This is a genomic window from Martinezella paranaensis (assembly GCF_014200235.1).
GTDB lineage: Bacteria > Pseudomonadota > Alphaproteobacteria > Rhizobiales > Rhizobiaceae > Rhizobium > Rhizobium paranaense.
In genome coordinates, this window is the sequence record NZ_JACHBI010000005.1 from 406725 (window position 1) to 424952 (window position 18228).

The 18228-nt window shown below is 60.3% G+C and carries 17 protein-coding genes; 8 read left to right on the forward strand and 9 right to left on the reverse strand.

Translation table 11 applies throughout. The features are described 5' to 3' along the window. From GGD50_RS15535 to GGD50_RS15550, 4 genes are all read right to left on the reverse strand, one after another. Window positions 1-1014, reverse strand: a complete 1014-nt coding sequence (locus GGD50_RS15535; RefSeq protein ID WP_183938240.1) for a LacI family DNA-binding transcriptional regulator — start codon at window positions 1012-1014, stop codon at window positions 1-3. A 193-nt stretch (window positions 1015-1207) separates the two neighbouring features. Next, window positions 1208-1855, reverse strand: a complete 648-nt coding sequence (locus tag GGD50_RS15540; RefSeq protein ID WP_183938241.1) for a protein-L-isoaspartate(D-aspartate) O-methyltransferase — start codon at window positions 1853-1855, stop codon at window positions 1208-1210. Between the two features lie 36 nt (window positions 1856-1891). Further along, the gene (locus GGD50_RS15545; RefSeq protein ID WP_183938242.1) at window positions 1892-2326 is read right to left on the reverse strand and encodes a CBS domain-containing protein; all 435 of its coding nucleotides are present in this window, start codon (window positions 2324-2326) and stop codon (window positions 1892-1894) included. 177 nt (window positions 2327-2503) lie between these two features. Next, the gene (locus GGD50_RS15550) at window positions 2504-2731 is read right to left on the reverse strand and encodes a hypothetical protein (protein WP_183938243.1); all 228 of its coding nucleotides are present in this window, start codon (window positions 2729-2731) and stop codon (window positions 2504-2506) included. A 134-nt stretch (window positions 2732-2865) separates the two neighbouring features. Between GGD50_RS15550 and GGD50_RS15555 the strand changes: the two genes are divergently transcribed. The 4 genes from GGD50_RS15555 to GGD50_RS15570 all read left to right on the forward strand — a co-directional run bounded on the left by GGD50_RS15555 (window position 2866) and on the right by GGD50_RS15570 (window position 4558). Then, window positions 2866-3591 (forward strand): MgtC/SapB family protein, encoded by a 726-nt coding sequence (locus GGD50_RS15555; RefSeq protein ID WP_183938244.1) that lies wholly within the window; start codon window positions 2866-2868, stop codon window positions 3589-3591. A 77-nt stretch (window positions 3592-3668) separates the two neighbouring features. Next, the gene (locus GGD50_RS15560) at window positions 3669-4031 is read left to right on the forward strand and encodes a hypothetical protein (RefSeq protein WP_183938245.1); all 363 of its coding nucleotides are present in this window, start codon (window positions 3669-3671) and stop codon (window positions 4029-4031) included. Window positions 4032-4066: 35 nt separating this feature from the next. Continuing rightward, the gene (locus GGD50_RS15565; RefSeq protein WP_183938246.1) at window positions 4067-4399 is read left to right on the forward strand and encodes a BON domain-containing protein; all 333 of its coding nucleotides are present in this window, start codon (window positions 4067-4069) and stop codon (window positions 4397-4399) included. A gap of 15 nt (window positions 4400-4414) precedes the next feature. Further along, entirely contained in the window at window positions 4415-4558 is a 144-nt protein-coding gene (locus tag GGD50_RS15570) for a hypothetical protein (RefSeq protein WP_183938247.1), read from the forward strand. A 15-nt stretch (window positions 4559-4573) separates the two neighbouring features. Here the strand turns inward: GGD50_RS15570 and GGD50_RS15575 are convergent, their stop codons facing one another. Together GGD50_RS15575 and GGD50_RS15580 are read right to left on the reverse strand one after the other, a co-directional pair. Continuing rightward, window positions 4574-4972: a hypothetical protein gene (locus GGD50_RS15575; RefSeq protein ID WP_246451209.1), complete on the reverse strand. Its 399-nt coding sequence runs from the start codon at window positions 4970-4972 to the stop codon at window positions 4574-4576. A gap of 340 nt (window positions 4973-5312) precedes the next feature. Beyond that, window positions 5313-6638 carry a dicarboxylate/amino acid:cation symporter gene (locus tag GGD50_RS15580; protein WP_183938248.1) on the reverse strand — a complete coding sequence of 442 codons (1326 nt, stop codon included), beginning with the start codon at window positions 6636-6638 and terminating at the stop codon, window positions 5313-5315. A 221-nt stretch (window positions 6639-6859) separates the two neighbouring features. Here GGD50_RS15580 and GGD50_RS15585 point away from each other — a divergent pair, with 221 nt between their 5' ends. From GGD50_RS15585 to GGD50_RS15600, 4 genes are all read left to right on the forward strand, one after another. Beyond that, the gene (locus tag GGD50_RS15585) at window positions 6860-8737 is read left to right on the forward strand and encodes a sensor histidine kinase (RefSeq protein WP_246451210.1); all 1878 of its coding nucleotides are present in this window, start codon (window positions 6860-6862) and stop codon (window positions 8735-8737) included. After that, window positions 8734-10119, forward strand: a complete 1386-nt coding sequence (locus GGD50_RS15590) for a sigma-54-dependent transcriptional regulator (RefSeq protein ID WP_183938249.1) — start codon at window positions 8734-8736, stop codon at window positions 10117-10119. Before GGD50_RS15585 ends, GGD50_RS15590 begins: the two co-directional genes overlap by 4 nt. A 174-nt stretch (window positions 10120-10293) precedes the next feature. After that, window positions 10294-11439, forward strand: a complete 1146-nt coding sequence (locus GGD50_RS15595) for an HlyD family secretion protein (RefSeq protein ID WP_414125337.1) — start codon at window positions 10294-10296, stop codon at window positions 11437-11439. Window position 11440: 1 nt separating this feature from the next. Continuing rightward, the gene (locus GGD50_RS15600; protein WP_183938251.1) at window positions 11441-13048 is read left to right on the forward strand and encodes a DHA2 family efflux MFS transporter permease subunit; all 1608 of its coding nucleotides are present in this window, start codon (window positions 11441-11443) and stop codon (window positions 13046-13048) included. A gap of 55 nt (window positions 13049-13103) precedes the next feature. Here GGD50_RS15600 and GGD50_RS15605 read toward each other — a convergent pair whose 3' ends face one another. The 3 genes from GGD50_RS15605 to GGD50_RS15615 all read right to left on the reverse strand — a co-directional run bounded on the left by GGD50_RS15605 (window position 13104) and on the right by GGD50_RS15615 (window position 18067). Then, window positions 13104-15134, reverse strand: coding sequence for an acyltransferase family protein (locus tag GGD50_RS15605; protein WP_331371114.1), 2031 nt, complete (start codon window positions 15132-15134; stop codon window positions 13104-13106). 507 nt (window positions 15135-15641) lie between these two features. Further along, window positions 15642-17270, reverse strand: a complete 1629-nt coding sequence (locus GGD50_RS15610) for a hypothetical protein (protein WP_246451212.1) — start codon at window positions 17268-17270, stop codon at window positions 15642-15644. Window positions 17271-17920: 650 nt separating this feature from the next. Then, window positions 17921-18067, reverse strand: coding sequence for a DUF1127 domain-containing protein (locus GGD50_RS15615; protein ID WP_183938253.1), 147 nt, complete (start codon window positions 18065-18067; stop codon window positions 17921-17923). Window positions 18068-18228 lie beyond the last annotated feature (161 nt).

Here is an 18228-nt window from a genome sequence, read left to right on the forward strand (position 1 = left end):
TCAGCCGCCCCTGATCGAGCCACGCCAAACGAGATCGGCGTGAAGGCGGATGGCGTGGGCCTGTCCTTCAGGCTTTGCGGTCTCATTGCTTTCCAGCCATGAGACCGCCTCCCGCGCGATCGTAGCAAGCGGCTGGGCAAAGGTCGTCAATTGATAGGATGCCCAGGAGGCCTGTTCGATGTCGTCGAAACCGGCAACGCAAAGCTGGTCGGGAACACGGATGAAAAACTGGTGGCGGGCGGCGTCTATGAAGCCGCAGGCAAGGAGGTCGGTGGCACAGAAGACGGCATCCGGCCGCCCGGAAAGGGTGAGAAGCCGCTGGGCAAGAACCCTGCCGCTCTCATAGCTCGTCCATCCATAACGCTCGACGACGACCTCCAGACCATGCGCCTTGGCCGCCGCGACGAAGCCATGCTCCCTCGCCATGAGGCTCGGTGTGCCGGCCTCAGAATTGGCGAAGGCGAGCCTGCGGCGGCCGGCACGAAGGAAGGCCGTGACGACACGACCGGCGGCCTCTTCATCGTCGAGATTGATCCGCAGAGGCCCTTCCTGCTCGTCGTCGCGATTGATCAATACCAGACGCTGGCCGTTCTTCAGGCAGAGTTGCGTGATCGACTTGTCAGGCATCCCCGAGACGATGATCGAGGCATCGGCGCGGTAGCGGATCGCCTGGCGCAACGCCAGATCCACACTGCCGTCCAAAAGGTCGGTGTTGACGAGCATTGCAATCTTGCCGCTGTGCTGCAGCTCCTGCGCCAGCGCCTTGACCAGGGCGGAGCGATGCGGCGTGGCCATGTCGGAGACGATCAAGCAGACGATGCCGCTTTCATTGCGCATCAGCCCGCGGGCAAGATGATTGACGTGATAGCCGAGTGCATCGGCTGCCTCGATCACCTTCCGGCGCGTCTCCGGCGACACGCTCGCCCCTAGCGTGAACGTGCGCGAAACGGCCGAGCGGGAAACCCCTGCCCGGTCCGCTACTTCCTGTGCGCTCACGAACACTTTCTGCGGCACGCTTCTCTCCAGCCGGCATGCGAACTTACTCAATTTTGCAATTGCGTGCATCATCCTCTGAGCCACCGCCATGACAGTTTTATGAAGAATGCTGTTGATGGCACGGCAGGACAGTGCGGCATTTGCACGCGCTTGCAAGATGAAGGGATACGACATGGTTGGTAGTGCGTGCTTCGCAGCGAAAGCGATGTGATCAACTATAATCTTCAGTTCCGCCTCGCTCGCTGATCAGCGGCACGAAAATCACCGCACCGAGAGTTTGGGTGGTAAAATCATCCGGGCCTTTTCGCACGATTTTGAGGAGCGTCTGTCTGTACTCTTCCCGTCCCACAGGGATGACCAGCCGGCCGCCCGTGGCCAACTGTTCTTTCAGGGCCTGCGGCACTTCCGGCGCGGCGGCCGAGACGATAATGGCGCCGAAGGGAGCGGCTTTCGGCCATCCCTTTGAGCCGTCTCCGCAGCGCAAATCGATATTGTCGTAGCCGAGACGTTGCAGTCGTTCGGCCGCTCCCGCCGCCAGAGAGGCGTGGCGCTCCACGGCAAAGACATGGCCTGCCATGCGGCTGAGGATAGCAGTCGCATAGCCAAGTCCCGCGCCGATTTCGAGAACCGTATCGTCGGGTTTGACCTCGGCTGCCTCGATCATCAGCGCAACCATATAGGGCTGGGAGATCGTCTGCCCCTTGCCGATCGGCAGTGGACAGTCGTTATAGGCAAATATCTCGAAGCCCTTCTCGACGAATTTTTCCCGCGGCACCAGGCGCATGGCATCCAGCAGCGCCGGGTCGCGAATGCCGCGCCCGGCGATCTGTTTTTCCACCATACGAAGACGCTCGTGCATGGTCGGCTGCCTCCACCGTCCGGAACACGCCGTTGTTCAAGCCGTCTGGCTATGTTCTCCGCCGTGGCGCGAGATGCCGCTCAGCGCTTTGCCAGCGCTACCGTTGCTTTGCGCCAGGGCGATATCGCCGAGCGAGAGAATCCCAACCAACCGCTTGCTGTGATCCAGCACCGGCAGGCGTCGGACCTTGATGCTGCCCATGTTGCGGCAGACCTCATCGATTTCCTGGTCATCGAAGCAATATTTGACCTCCGATGTCATGACATCGCGGACCTTCGCGTCCGGCCCCCTGCCTTGGGCGATGCCACGGATGGCGATATCGCGATCGGTGATCATGCCGACCAGGCGGTCATGGTCGCCGACGGGCAGGATACCGGCGTCGAGATCCGCCATCGTTTGGGCGGCCTGCAGGATTGTCTCGTCAGGATTGGTGATGCGCACGTCGTGCGTCATGGCGTCTCGAACTTTCATTGGTTCCTCCATGAGCGGACGCCTCGTCCCGGCCCTTGGGCACAGGGCAATCTTTCCAGCGACCTTAGATCGGGCGGCGCCCGGTTCCCCACTGGTCGCGGCACCCTCCATTGAGAGCCCGCTACAACAACAGGCGAAGCGGCGATCTGTTCCCATCTGCGGCGCGGATAATCGAAATTACATCTCGAATTCGTCGTCTTCACCGGCAGAAAGCAGATCGACAAGCTCAGCCACCTTGCCGCTCGGCAGCGTCCTGCCCTCGCCGATCAGAGCCTCGTCATTGTTGACCCAGGCCCAGGCCTCCGCAAGCTCCCCCAGCGTAGCGCCGGTCGCGGAGATATCGGCCATGAGGGTCTCATCGACAGGTCCAAGAACGGAGACGATGTCTTTTGCGGTCATGGTCATGTGCATTCTCCTGAGATTTCTTGGGGCGCGGGATCGTGGCGGAGCCCGTTCATCTCCTCAAGGGCGGAACGAAATCCCTCCAGCTTTGTTCCGGCATTGGAGATCGGCCATGAAATGGATGTCAGGAGGGTACGATGCCAAGCACGGTGATCGAACTCATGCCTTTGAGCCCCACATGGGTGGACATCGCGATGCGCCTTGTATTGGTCATCGCAGCCGGCGCGCTGATTGGCCTCAACCGCGAGGCCGGCGGGCATGCCGCCGGATTCCGGACAACGATCCTGGTGGGCTTGGCGGCATGCCTGGCCATGATCCAGGCCAACCTACTGCTCACCACGATGGGCAAAACGCCCCAGTCATTCGTCCGCATGGACATCCTGCGCTTTCCGCTCGGCATACTAACCGGCGTCGGTTTTATCGGCGGCGGTGCCATCCTCAAGCGCGGCGATCTGGTCACGGGTGTGACGACGGCAGCAACGCTCTGGATCATGACGGCAATAGGCCTGTGCATCGGTGGCGGGCAGTTGGTGGTCGGGTCCGCGGGAGCCATTGTGGCTTTCATCGTGCTTTCACCATTCAAATTGTTCGATGAATTGATATCGCATCGGCAAAAGGCGCATGTGGTGATCGAGCTTCTTAGCAGCGCCGATATCGCGAAGATCGAAACCGCGTTCGACCCACTCGGCTATTCCTTCCATCTCGTCAGCAAGTCGATAAACGAACCCGATGCTGCCGTTCATGCCGCCTATCAAGTGCGATGGAAGCATGGAAGTGTCAGCGGCGGTGCGTCGGACCTCCTGGCTGCTGTCGAAGAGCGCTATAAGGTCGTGTCGTTCGAGATGATGACAACGACCACATGACCATGAGGCACCCCAGAATGCCACGGGGAACATTCTCGCCCGGAGAGGGTTTGCCCTTCGAACGAAAGGAGGATGCCATGGTCAAAACCAGAGAGATGAAAACGCACGACGCTGCCTCCGCTGGTGCAGATATTCGTACGCAGCAGGCGCTCGATCAGGCTGCGGGCGGCGCCGGAGAGATCGATACGCGTACGCCCGGCGTGGAGACGCTCGAAGTGAATTTCACCTATTCGGAACCGGGGTCCGACGACTCGCGATCGACCGATACTCCGGATTGCGACAGGCAACGCGAGCAGGCCCTGGATGCGGCTGCCGGCCGAATTGCGGCGGCGGTCAGAGCTTCGCGACCGCGAGAGAGCCGTTCAATGCGCAATGTTGCGATGCTGGCAATCGGCGGCCTCGCCGGCTTTTTGCTGCACGGGGTTATTACGGGCCGATAAGCGGCTTCCGAAAGCAGGCTGCGGGATGGAACCTTATGGCGTTTTTCTTGTTGCGTTCCATGAGCCCAGAGAAGGAGGGCGTCATGCAACGTCAGCACCCGCCACATGCGTCGACAAAAAATCCGTTCAAGGCGTCTGAATCGCAATGGCGGCCCGATGCGGAAATCCGCGCCGAAATCCAAAGGAAATTGAGCGAAGACCCGCTGCTGGATATCTCCGGCATCTTTATCACCGTCAGCAGTGGCCGTGTCCTCATCGAAGGATCGGTCGAAAACGACGAGATCAAGCGACGCATCGAGACCCATTCACGTCAAGTGAGCGGCATCAGCGGCCACGACAGCAACCTTTGTATTCGTAAGCCGCGATAGAAAGCGTAGGCAGGCATGCGCGCATTGTTGATCATCGTTATCGCATTGATGGTGGCCTCGATCCTCAGCATCCTTGTCATCAAGCCGTTCGTGACCGGAAAGAACGGGGATTCGACTGTCGCACAAAAGACCATCGAGCAGCCGGAACCGAAGCCTTAAAGCTGCCATAGCAGACTACTTGGCTTCCGGGGTCTTCTGCTCCTGCTGGCCCGGCACGGCGCTAGGCGGAATAACCGGCATCTTGCCGCCACGCGGCGCTGGCTTTTCCATTGCGCTATCTCCAGTCGTCGGCGGCTTCAGCACACCGCCACAGTCCGAAAGTTTATTCGCAGCGCTATCCTGAGAACCTTGCAGCGCGGTCTGGCTTTCACCTTCGGTCTGCTTGCTGGTGGCAGGAGCCCTGCAGTTGTCGCTGTTCGGCCTCTGTAGCTGTTGCGCGAATATGCCTCCTGGCATCGCAAATGCCAGGGCAGCCGCCACCAGCAGAACCCGTCCACGCGACCGGTGCGGTGCGTCGGGATTGCCGGCTGTCGCGATCGGAACTGGCCGACAGAGCTTGAAGCTCTCGTCCATGGTGTTCTCCATCGATGAAAGTGCGGGGATTGCAGACCGGATGGATGGGAAGCTCGTCTGCCAATTCGTCGGCCATGGAGAGAAAACGGAAAAATCTCCATGTTCTTCAGCACCATCACGTCCGTTTGGCACGGCCTACAGTGTCAATGGCTAACGTCTGGTGGCGGCCGATGTTCCGATTTGATTCGAGAGGCCAAGCTCAGATCAGTGGCGATGAAATAACGAAATCAGCGAACCAGCGCAGGCGTAGGGGTGACTGACAGGAACCGTAGACATAAAAAACGGCCCCCCCGTGGAAAGGAGGCCGTTTTCACATTTTCCGGAGAGACCGATAGCGTTGCTATTCGGCCGCTTGCAACGCAGGCGTCTCCAAGTCGCTAGTCAATTGTCCGGCCATGGCGGCGGCAAACTTGGTCTGGTCGAGTTCGTTTTCCCAACGGGCGACCACGATCGTAGCAACCGCGTTGCCGACGAAATTCGTCAGAGCACGGCATTCCGACATGAAGCGATCGATGCCGAGGATGAGCGCCATGCCGGCGATCGGAACCGAAGGCACGACGGCAAGGGTAGCGGCCAGCGTGATGAAGCCGGCGCCGGTGATGCCGGCAGCTCCCTTGGAGCTCAGCATGGCTACGAGCAGCAGCAAGATCTGGTCAGTGAGCGAGAGCGATGTATCGGTCGCCTGCGCGATGAACAGCGCCGCCAGGGTCATGTAAATGTTGGTGCCATCGAGATTGAACGAATAGCCGGTCGGGATGACGAGACCGACGACCGAGCGCTTGCAGCCTGCGCGTTCCATCTTGTTCATCAGGCCGGGAAGCGCTGCTTCCGACGACGAGGTGCCGAGAACGAGCAGCAGTTCTTCCTTGATGTAGCGGATCAGCGCCAGGATCGAGAAGCCGTTGTAACGGGCGACGGCGCCGAGAACGACGAGCACGAACAGCAGCGATGTAGCGTAGAAGGTGCCGATCAGGAACGCCAGGTTGGCGATTGTGCCGATGCCGTATTTGCCGATCGTGAAGGCCATGGCGCCGAAAGCACCGATGGGCGCGAATTTCATCAGCAGGGCGACCATGCGGAAGATCGGCGTCGTCAGTGCCTGCAGGAAGTCCTGCACGGGACGGCCACGCTCGCCGACAGCGCCGAGCGCGATACCGAAGACGACCGAGAAGAACAGGACCTGGAGGATGTCGCCCTTGGCGAAGGCGCCGACGATCGTGTCCGGAATGATGTTCATCAGGAAGCCGACCACCGTCGCATCATGGGCCTGCGCCGCATAATTGTTGACGGCCTTCGTATCCAGCGTTGCAGGATCGATGTGCATACCAGCACCGGGCTGGACGACATTCGAGATGATGAGGCCGACGATCAGCGCCAGCGTCGAGAAGGTCAGGAAGTAGATGAACGCCTTACCGACGACGCGGCCGAACTTCTTGAGGTCCGACATGCCGGCGATGCCCGTGGTGACCGTCAGGAAGATGACGGGCGCGATGACCATGCGGACCAGCTTGATGAAGGCATCGCCAAGCGGCTGCAACGATGCGCCGATTTGCGGATAGAAATGTCCAAGCAGAATACCGGCGGCGATGGCGGTGAGAACCTGCACATAGAGATGCCGGTAGAAGGGAAGTTTGCCGTGTGTCTCGGCAACGACGGGTGCAATCATAATATCCTCCGTTATGCCCAACCGATCCTTCGGCCCTCCGGGCAACGACTACAAAACTTCAACAGCCTCCGACTGTTTGCCTTATCCGTGCAACGGGCGTGCCAGATGAAGGACTTCCCAATAATCCGTTGATATAAAAACAGATTTTATTGCAGCCTGCGGTTAAGCCTCCGAATCTGTGCGGCAATCCGCACAGATCGAATTGCGGTCCGCGCGAAATCATGCACAATATGATGATGCTGCAGCGGCCCACCATGGAACGATTTTCGACGCCAGAGCAGCTAGGCCGGCGCTCTCGCCGGGTCTGGTTGGTCTTTGCGATTTTCTGCGCGATCGTCATTACGGCCGCGCTCTATGGCGCGGGCGTTTACGGCCGCGTGACCGCAATCGAGGCATTGCAAGGCCAGGGTCGCACTGACGCGAACCTGAAGGTCGCTCTACTGAGAGCCGTCCTTGAGCGTCCCCGCGCCCTGCCGCTTCTCCTGGCGGACGACCAGCAGGTGCGCGACGCGCTCGCGGCGGCGAAGGGCGATGCGGTCGCTACGCTCGACCGTAAGCTCGAGAGCCTCGTCTCCGGCACCAAAGCCTCGGTGCTCTACGTCACCGGCAAGGATGGTGTGGCGATCGCGTCGAGCAACTGGCGCGAACCGCTGAGCTTCGTCGGCAATGATTATTCTTTCCGTGATTATTTCCGCCGGGCGATGGAGGCGGGAACCGCGGAACATTTCGCGCTTGGCAATGTCAGCAACCGCCCCGGGCTTTATATTTCCCGCCGTGTCGGTGATGCCTTGAACGCCCTGGGTGTCGTGGTCGTCAAAATGGAATTCGACCAGCTCGAAGCCGATTGGCGGGAAGCCGGCCGTCCGGCCTACGTCACCGACGAGCATGGCGTCGTGCTGATCACCAGCATTCCCTCCTGGCGCTTCATGACGGCATCGCCGCTATCTGCCGACAATCTGGCCGCCATCCGCAAGAGCCTGCAATTCGGCGATGCGCCGTTGACACCTCTGCCGATCGCCCACCCCGAAGCAATCGGGCCGGATGTCTCGATCGTGCGCGCCGTCCTGCCGGGCAGCAGCGCTGCGGAATATCTGCGCCTGACGACAGCAATCCCGTCGACGCCCTGGCAGTTGGACTATCTTGTCCCGACGGACCAGGCAATTTCCGCCACTGTCCGTGAAACGCGCTTCCTCGCGCTCACCGTGCTGCTGCCAATCTTGGCGATTGCCGCCTTCCTGCTGAGGCGGCGCCACGTCTCCGCAATGCAGATCGCAGTCAGCAGGATTGCTCGCGAGGAGTTGGAACGGCGGGTATTGGAGCGCACCGAGGATCTCAGCCGCGCCCGCGATCGTCTCGAAGCGGAAATTGCCGATCACCGGATGACGGAGGCGAAGCTGCAGGTCGTGCAGCAGGATCTGGTGCAGGCCAATCGTCTTGCGATCCTCGGGCAAGTCGCCGCCGGCGTGGCCCACGAGATCAATCAGCCGGTCGCCACCATTCGCGCCTATGCCGACAACGCCCATATCTTTCTGGAGCGGAAGCAGATCGCGCCGGTAAAGGAAAACCTTTCCTCCATAGCGGCGCTCACCGAACGGATCGGCACGATTACCGACGAGTTGAAGGCATTTGCCCGCAAAGGGCGGACCGCACCGGAACCGGTGGAACTGAGGAGCGCCATCGAAGGCGCCGTGATCCTGCTCAGAAGCCGCTTTGCCGGTCGCCTCGACGCACTTGCGATCGATCTTCCGCCCGCCGAGTTGACAGTCGTCGGCACACGCGTTCGGCTCGAGCAGGTATTGATCAATCTTTTCCAAAATGCGCTCGAAGCGCTGGAAGGCCGCGAGCAGGCGAAAGTCGAGGTCTTAGCGCGGGAAACGACTGATGGCGTCGACGTCATCGTCTCCGACAATGGCCCCGGCATTCCGCCGGCGATCCTGCATTCGCTATTCACGCCCTTCAACACATCGAAGGAAAAGGGCCTCGGCCTCGGTCTTGTCATCTCCAAGGACATCGTCGCCGACTATGGCGGCCGCATCGAGGTTGAGAGCAGCGAGAGCGGCACCCGTTTCACCATTCATCTGCGCAAGGCAATTTCATGAGCGGCGTTTCCCCCGTCTTCCTGATCGATGACGACAAGGACTTGTTGAAGGCAACGAAACAAACACTTGAACTTGCTGGATTTTCTGTCTCAGCCTTCTCCTCCGCGGCCGATGCGCTCGGCGCGTTGGACGCCGGTTTTGCCGGCGTGGTCGTCTCCGATATCCGCATGCCGCAGATGGACGGACAACAGCTCTTCAGCCGCGTCAAAGAGCAGGACGCGGACCTGCCGGTCATCCTCGTCACCGGCCATGGCGATATCCCGATGGCGGTGAAGGCGATCCAGGACGGCGCCTATGACTTCATCACCAAACCCTTCGCCACCGACCGGCTGGTGCAAAGCGTGCGGCGGGCAGCGGAAAAGCGTCGCCTCGTTCTGGAAAACCGCGCGCTCCGCATTGCGGCCGAACAGGCGCAAGGCGATCTGCCCTTGATCGGCCAGACGCCGGCGATGGAACGGCTGCGCCATACGCTGCGGCAGATCGCGGATACGGACGTCGATGTGCTGGTGACCGGCGAGACGGGCAGCGGCAAGGAAGTGGTCGCAAGCCTGCTGCATCGCTGGAGCCGGCGCGCGAAGGGCAATTTCGTGGCCCTCAATTGCGGCGCACTGCCGGAGACCGTCATCGAAAGCGAGCTTTTCGGCCATGAGCCGGGCGCCTTTACCGGCGCGCAGAAGAAACGCGTCGGCCGCATCGAGCACGCCAGCGCCGGTACACTGTTTCTGGATGAAATCGAGAGCATGCCGCCGGCAATACAGGTGCAGATGTTGCGTGTTCTGGAAATGCGAGAGGTAACACCGCTGGGCACCAACGAAGTGCGTCCGGTTGATCTGCGCGTGGTGGCCGCCGCGAAAGTTGATCTCGGCGACCCGCGCCAACGCGGCGATTTCCGTGAAGATCTTTATTACCGCCTCAACGTCGTCACCATATCCATCCCGCCGCTACGAGACCGACGAGAGGATATCCCCCTGCTCTTCGGTTACTTTGCGGACCGCGCCGCCAGCCGCTTCAAACGCGAAGTACCCGCCATTTCCGCCGCTATCCGTCACCATTTGCAGAGCCACGATTGGCCGGGCAATGTTCGCGAGCTTTCGCATTTTGCGGAGCGCTTCGTTCTCGGCCTGGAGGGGGCGGCCGCACCGAAGATAAATGAAATCCTCTCCGCTGATACAGCACTACCCCTGCCCGCCCGCGTCGAGCGCTATGAGGCCGACCTTATCCGCGAGACCCTTGCCCAAAACGGCGGCGATGTCCGCCGCACGATCGAGGCCCTCGGCATCCCGCGGAAGACCTTCTACGACAAACTTCAGCGCCACGGCATCGTCCGGGGAGATTTTGCGGGATTCGACGGAGACGACCGACGCCCGCGCGTAGGTGATTAGCGGGATGCTTGAGACATCACCAATAGGCCACCGTTGGCGATCATCCGGCCTTAAGGGCAGGTTTTCGGCCCTGCGACAAAACCGCCATGTCGAGGCGCCGATCAAAGCCGTCAGGAACTGATCTTCTACCCAAACGTTACCGACCCTATGGCCAACAGATATGAGAGTTGTGCCGTGGTTGATAATCAGCATCTCGTTCAGAGAGACAACCAGACCGAACCTCGGATAGAACGTATTCATCCCGGCGATGATCACCAGACTGACCGGGTGGAGAAAAAGCGTCAATCATTCATCCGCAGGCATCCCCTTTGGATCCTGCTTGGTGTGATCGTTGTCGCTGCCCTTGCCGTCGCAGGATGGTTCGCCTGGCAGATTTATTTTCACCCCTATGAGTCGACGGACGATGCCTTTATCGACGCTCGCAGCTTCTCGCTCGCCATGAAGGTTTCCGGCTATGTCACTGATGTTCCGGTGACCGACAATCAGCATGTCCAGACCGGCGAAGTCATCTTGAGGATTGATCCACGCGACTATCAGATCACCCTCGACCAAGCCAATGGACAGGTGAATGTTGCGGCCGCCGCGCTCCAAAGCGCCAGCGCCCAGATCGACGCCGCAAGCGCCGCGATCGATGTCGCAAAGGCGCAGCACAACTCGGCGGCGGCAGCGCTGCAATATGCCGAGCAGGAGGCTGCGCGCCAGCAGCAACTGGTCAAGAGCGGCTCCGGCAGCGTCCAGGCAGTACAGCAGGCAACGTCCAATCTGCAGCAGAGCCAGGCGAGCCTGGCACAGGCAGAGGCAAACATAACCTCGGCGCAAAAGAACAAGGCGGTTGCCGAAGCCCAGAAGGCGAGTGCCGCCGCCGGTTTGAGCCAGGCGCAGGCACAGGCCGAAGAGGCGCAGCAGAACCTCAAATACACGACGATCGTCGCAGCCCAGCCCGGCCGTGTCGTCCGCCTGACCGGCGCCAAAGGACAATATATCGAGGCCGGGCAGGCAATCTCGATGTTCGTCCCCGACGAAATCTGGATCACCGCGAATTTCAAGGAGACGCAATTGACCGACATGCGGCCGGGCCAGCCGGTCGATGTGACGATCGATGCCTATCCGGATCACCTGTTGCACGGCAAGGTCGCCTCGGTCCAACCCGGTTCCGGCACGGCGTTCTCGCTGCTTCCCGCCGAGAACGCGACCGGCAACTATGTGAAGGTCACGCAGCGCGTACCGGTGAAGATCGTCGTCGACACTTGGCCGGCGGACCTCCCGATCGGGCCGGGTATGTCCGTAGTCCCCACGGTCACCGTCCGGCCGAGGCATTGACATGAGCGGCGCCAACACAACCGCCGGCGGAGCGACCGTGCCCGCCGCAGGCGCCACCAATCCATGGCTGATCGCGGTCGTGGTCTCGCTTGCGACCTTCATGGAAGTCCTGGACACGACGATCGCCAATGTGGCGCTGCGCTACATTTCGGGCGGTCTTGCCGTCAGTGCGGATCAGGCTTCCTGGGTGGTGACGACATACCTCGTTTCCAACGCAACCATATTGGTCGCCAGCAGCTTCATTGCCGAACGGTATGGCAGGCGTCGCTTCTATCTCGTTTGCCTTGCGACCTTCACGATCGCCTCCGTTCTCTGCGGGCTGGCATGGAATCTTCAATCGCTTCTCGTCTTTCGCATGATCCAAGGCTTCGCCGGCGGCGGCATGGTGCCGACCTCGCAGGCGATCCTCGCCGATTCATTTCCGCCGGCCAAACGCGGCCAGGCCTTCGCGATGTTCGGCGTCGCCGTGGTGGTGGCGCCCGTGATCGGCCCCACACTGGGTGGCTATCTCTCGGATAATTATTCCTGGCACTGGTGTTTCCTGATCAACGGTCCGGTCGGCGTCTTTGCCTTCATCCTCGTCTATTTTCTGGTGGAGAGATCAGAGGAGATGCAGCGAAAGCGGCAGGCACTCCGCAGCCAAGGCGTCCGCTTCGATCTTGTCGGCTTCCTGCTTGTCGCAACGTTCCTCGGTTCGCTCGAGCTGGTTCTCGATCGCGGTCAGACGGAAGATTGGTTCGACTCAAATCTGATCATCGCCATGACCGCGCTTTGTGTCCTGGCCTTTGCACTGGCAATTCCTTGGGTGCTGACGAAATCGAACCCGATCATCGATGGTCGGCTGCTCGGAACCCGGCAGTTCGGATCCTGCTTCATCGTCATGATGGCAACGGGTGCGATCCTGATCGCAACGACACAATTCCTTCCGCAGGTCCTGCAGCAGGATTATCGATACACCGCCACATGGGCCGGCCTGGCGCTATCGCCGGGTGGTCTTGTCACCATGGTCATGATGTTCGTCGCAGGTCGCCTCACTTCGGTGGTCCAGCCGAAATATATGATCGCCACCGGTGCCTTAATCATCGCAGGCTCGATGTGGTGGCTGACACAGCTCAATCCAGGCCTCAATTTCGCATTCTTCGTTTGGTCTCGCCTGTATATCGGACTGGGCCTGCCGCTGATTTTCATCGCGATCACCTCGGCCTCCTATTATGGCCTGAGGCCGGACCAGACCAATCAGGCCTCCGCCATGATCAACGCCGCCCGCAATATCGGCGGCTCGATCGGCGTCTGCATCGCCTTGAATGTTCTGGCGCATCGTCAGCAATGGCACCAAAGCCGGCTGGTGGAGCACATAGTGCCGTCCTCGCCGGCCTACCATGAAACCCTTCAGACCATGTCGCACTATTTTGCGCAGAAAGGCGCGACCATGGCCGAGGCCCAAGCGCAGGCCACTGCCTGGATCGGGCAACAGGTGCAGATACAATCGAGCTATCTGGCCTATATCGACGTTTTCTACGTACTGACCATGATCGCGCTCTCGGCAATCCCGCTTGCCCTGATCCTCAGCAATATCAAACTCGGAGAAGGCGGCGGCGGAATGCACTGAAGGGTCAAGACATCTTTGAAGCGACTTTGCACCAGCGAAGCCTTGCGCCGAACCGTTATGAGTTGCCGGAGGCAGCGGATGCTCGCTTCGGGGCTGAGAATATAGGAGAGAACAGGTAACCGAGCCTTTTCGAGGTCGCGGCCGTGATGTGATCGGCATCCTTATAGAGCGGCATGCCATCCTGTGTCGCGTCGCAATGCCCATCGTGGCAGATCGCAGGCAGAGGGTCGACTATGGCGGCCCCATATTTGGTCGCGAAACCAGTCAGAATAGTGCGCGAGAGTGCCTGGCGTTTCGCAACATAATCCCACGGCGGGGCAACTTCCGTCGATGTCTTGGTCATGACAGCCTTGGCGACGGCTTCCGGCATATAGCGGCCCATTTCCGGCACATCCATGACCAATACGACTTTAGTTCCCTGCTGCGTCAGCTCCGTCATCAGGCGGTCCAGGGATGCCGTCACCGACGCGGACTTGTCCTGCAATGGCGGCGGCAACGACGGATCGAAGTAGACGCCCTCATTCGGCAGCTCGGCGTCATGCACATATTTCGGCCAGTAGGCGATCAGGAACACCAGCGGAATGTGCCTCGATGTGACGAGGTCGCGGACGGCGGCATTGAAGTCACCGCATCGTTTCACGTCGCCGCGAGCTGAAAGCTGTGCGCCCGGCAATGGCGGACACGATGCGTGCCCTGCAAACAGACCGGAAACGCCAGCCTGTTTCGCCGCCTCGTCGATCGCCGGGGACATGGCTCCGGAATGCGAATCTCCCCAAACGAGGAAGGAAGGCGTGTTCGATGCTTCGGCGCCGAGCGGGCAAAGTTTTCCGGCTCGTATGTCAGACAGAGACGGACCTGTGGTGTCGGAGTCAGCAAAGCATGGCGGCAGGCCGAAGCGGCTGATGTCGTATGTTGCGGCGTAGACCTTCTGCACATCGGCCGGGAGGCGACTCGGAACGCCGCTGTCGCGAATGACATAGTTCCCGAATCCGACCACGGCGACCATGACCGCCGCCGCCGCCGCGAACAAGGGCCTCCGCCCCAAACGATTGTTACGGCCGCGAAACGGCCGTTCGATGAACCGCCACGAAAATGCTGCGAGAGCCAGCGAGGCGACAACAATCAAGCCACCCTGGACCGGGGAAAGCTCGCGACCGAAGATTTCACGGCTGAATACGATGATCGGCCAATGCCAGAGATAGAGGGAATAGGAAATCAGCCCGACGAACACCAAGGGCTTCGCCCGCAGCGCCCGCCCAGCCAGCCCATATTCGGCGCCCGCATAGATCACCAGGGCCGCACCGAGGCAGGGCAGCAAAGCGGCCGGGCCGGGAAATAGGGTATGATCGGTGAAACCGAATACGGCGATGACGATCAGGATTATGCCGAGGGTGGCAAGGCCTTCCCGCATCACCGGCCGGGCTGGCCTCGGTATCACACTGAAAGCCAGCAAGGCGCCAAGCAGCAATTCCCAGGCGCGAAACTGCAGCAGGTAGAATGCCGCGGCAGGCGTACGGAAAACCTCCCAAGCGCTCGCCGCGAAGGAGGCGATCAACAGGCCCAGCAGAATATGCACCGCATAGCGTCGCGCGAACCGGCTGATCACCAACAGCAGCAGCGGAAACAGGATGTAGAACTGCTCTTCGACCGCGAGCGACCATGTGTGCAGCAGCGGCTTCAACTGCGCGCCAATGTCGAAATAGCCGCTTTCCTTCTCGAACTGGATGTTCGAGGTGAACAATGCGGCCGCCTTCAGGCTGCGGGCGAAATATTCCAGCTCGACCGGCATCAGAAGCAGCCATGCCGCCACGGACGAGGCCGCGAGAACGGCAAAGAGCGCCGGGAAAATGCGTCGCACTCGCCTCTCATAGAAGCGCAGGATGCTGAAATCGCCTTCTGCGATTTCACCCGAAATCAGCGAGGCCATCAGAAACCCGGAGATGACGAAGAAAACGTCGACCCCGACAAAGCCGCCGCTGAACCCCGCAATGCCGGCGTGATAGAGCACGACTGGCAGGATCGCCAAGGCGCGAAGCCCGTCAATGTCGGCTCGATACCTTAAATGGCCTGGAGTAAGTCGGTGCACGAGCTCCGAAGGAGAATTACGCAATATAAGATTCAAACTTATTCTCCGAAAGCCACGAGAGTTCTGGGGCTAGTCTAGCCAAGCAGTTATAGCGGTGAGCTGACGCTGGGCTGAAAAATAGGCCGCCAGGACTTAGGTCCAGCCTGTATTCGCCTTTTTCGGTCGCAGAGCTGCGGTTTAGCTGATGTCAGCGAGTTGCAAGGGAGACCTGATAGCTTCTGATAAGCACGGTCGGCGAGGAGAGAGCGGGCATTACACTCCGCAACGTCGTCAAACGTATGACGCTTTTCAAGCTCGCTTATTTCTGTGTCGAGTTTGTGGTGCCCTTGTCCATCGGTTCAGCACCGCAGCCGGTCTCCTGACCACATTTGTCTGGACTACCGCCTAGCCGAACCTGATCGCCGCCATGAACGCCGACGCCGCACGCGAGGTCTGGACGGCAATCAGAGGCGAGCATAGCGCCGCCGCCTGAGATTGCCGGCCTATGCCGCGATCGGGATGCTGACTTTAGACGCCCGAGGCGCGGGCGATGCTCGGCTGCGATGTCAATTGCGCCGCCATGTCAGCGGTTCGATCCAGCACGGTCATTGCCTGTGAGATCATGCCATCAAGAGCATCGGCACTTTCACAGGCCCCAGCGATCAACGGCGCACTCAGGCATATCCTCAAGGCGCTAGCAGGCATGTCGCCGAAATCGGCGCAGCGAACGGGCTGACCGAGACGTACCGGCACAAGGCCGCCCTGCTCGACGGCTAGGTTCTTGTAGACCGCTGCACTCTCCGTCGCCGTCAGAATGCCGCCTCGATGAGGATTGCGTAGATAGAACGAAAAGATCGAGGGTATCTCATCCCAGCGCGAAGCCTGCCGTTCGCCCCACAGGCGGTTCCGGTCGATCGGCCGACTGTCAAGCATCTCGAAGGCGCTGTCCTGCTTGAGCCGCTTTCCGACCGCCTCGGCGAAAGCGGAGAGCACGGCGATCACCTTGTCCTCGGACATGCCGACAAAGCGCTCGAGTTCGAACAGCGCCGCCTTCCATCGCAGCAAGAGGCCGAAATTGGCGTGATCCGGCAACACATCCCGGGCCACCCAGCCTTCCGGCCAATCCGCTTTCGCACAATAATCGGCAAGCGCCGGCGGCAAGGATCGCTGCTTCAGGCGATCCGACATTCGAGGCGGACATAGCAGCGCGCCACTGAAAATCGGACCGGCCAGGAATTTGGAGCCGGTGACGGCCACCAGGAAATCATGGGCCAGATAGGCGCGGATCGTTGCGGCGGAAACGCGAAATTGGCAAGCATCGATCATGATATCGAGCATGGCGCCGAAGCGTTCTTTCAGGCGAAAGACCGTTTCGAGGCTCGGTGCCAGCAGGCTGGTCTTGGAAACATCCGTAACGACCAAAAGGCACCTGAGTTCAGCCGCGCGGGCGAGTTCGATCAGCCCTCTCAATTCCAATTCTATCTCGTCTTCGCTCCGCAACGTGCCGTCGGCATTACGCACCGCGACCGTCGTATTGCGCGTGGCATGTCCAGGGCTCAGTTCTTCGCCTTTGCCAACGGGACGATTGCCACCGACGCAGCTCATGAAGTGGCGCCCGGATGCAGCGGTCATCACCCCGCTCCCGGTCTCGTTGCCCATCAGCGTGATGGTCATCAAGGTCCGATCGCCCTGCCGTGCCAGCAGCGACGCAGCGAAGAGATGGATATCGGTGCCGGACGTTGCCATGATGGCATCCACCTGCGATGGCCCTGCGCTCCGATCTAGGCCGAGCAGACGCAGCAGTTTCGCGCGCATCCGCGCGATCTCCCGCGCGTAGATCTCGGCCGCAGGCCGTGTTTCCATTTCCCGCACAAGGTCAGCATGGTACGCGCCGACTGCCGCGAAAGCCGGTGCGGAAATGGTCGATGCCGTCGAGGAGCCGAAGGCCAAGTCCCGCGGCCGGGGCGATGGCCCGTGGCCATACATATTGAGGCCGGTCGCCGGTTCGCACTCCAATCTCTCGTCTCCACCGGAGATCAGGCAATTGAGAAGTGCATCCCTGCCCGCGCCGGACACCTTCAACGGCCCACCTTCGGTCACAGCCATTTTGCCGTTCGGGGCAAGGCCGGGGGCGCAGTCGTCAAGGGTCTTCAGCATGCGGAAACATTCCTCTTACGGTCCTGAAATCGAAGCGCTTTTGAGCGCCGCGACCTCCATTTCGCCCGCGAGATGGTTTCGGGCATGGAACATTAGGACAAATAAGGTGGAGCGAAGCTGACTTGGCGATGGATAGGGATGATGGCGCCGACAATTGTTCGAGATTTTCCCAACAAATGGGTCGTCCGGCGCGTGTAGCGCCGTCTCTCGACCGGCAGGAAATTCGCAGACGTCATGAATGAAGCGAGAATCGATCAGCCCGGCTCATCTGGCCTGCTTGAGTCCTAAACGAAAAAGCCTGCCGCGGGAGGAGGTGCGGCAGGCTTTCGTAAAGAACCGAACAGTAGCTGGGAGGAGGAGTGCTACTGTTCCCGCAGACGCCCTTGGGAGGAGGAGTAGGTCATCTGCATTTCGAAGGATGCGGGAGGAGGTGCATCGCTTCGATAAATACATCATACTTTTTATTTGCTCAGTTCATAGGCATTTCTTTGCAGGGCAGGCATGCGTTATGCGAAAAGCTGGAAGCTCTATCGGGACCGGCCTTCATTGGAAGGGTGGGAGCCGCTTGCGAAAAGCGCAAAACAAAAGCGCCCGCTCGGGAGGAAGCAGGCGCTGTCGAAATGTCGAAGTATGGATGGCGTTGTGAGCCGTTAGCGAACGACCGCTCCGCGAGCGATGTTATGAATGTCGCCGCGGCCGATGCCAAGGTCATTCAGTTCGCGCGTGGACATACGGCCCAGTTCGGCGACCGTTTGACGATACTTGCGCCAGTTGTTGAAAGAGCGTGCTACGTTCATAATGATCCCCTTTCCTTGGGCATTCGAAGCTGAGCTGCCGTCCGTGGCGCTCCCTTCGCTTCGATGGCTTGTATATAATACGGGACCTTCTGATATTGCAGCGCCAAGCTATCACTGCACCCATGCAAGTAGCGCATGGGTTATTCAGCGGGATCTAACCT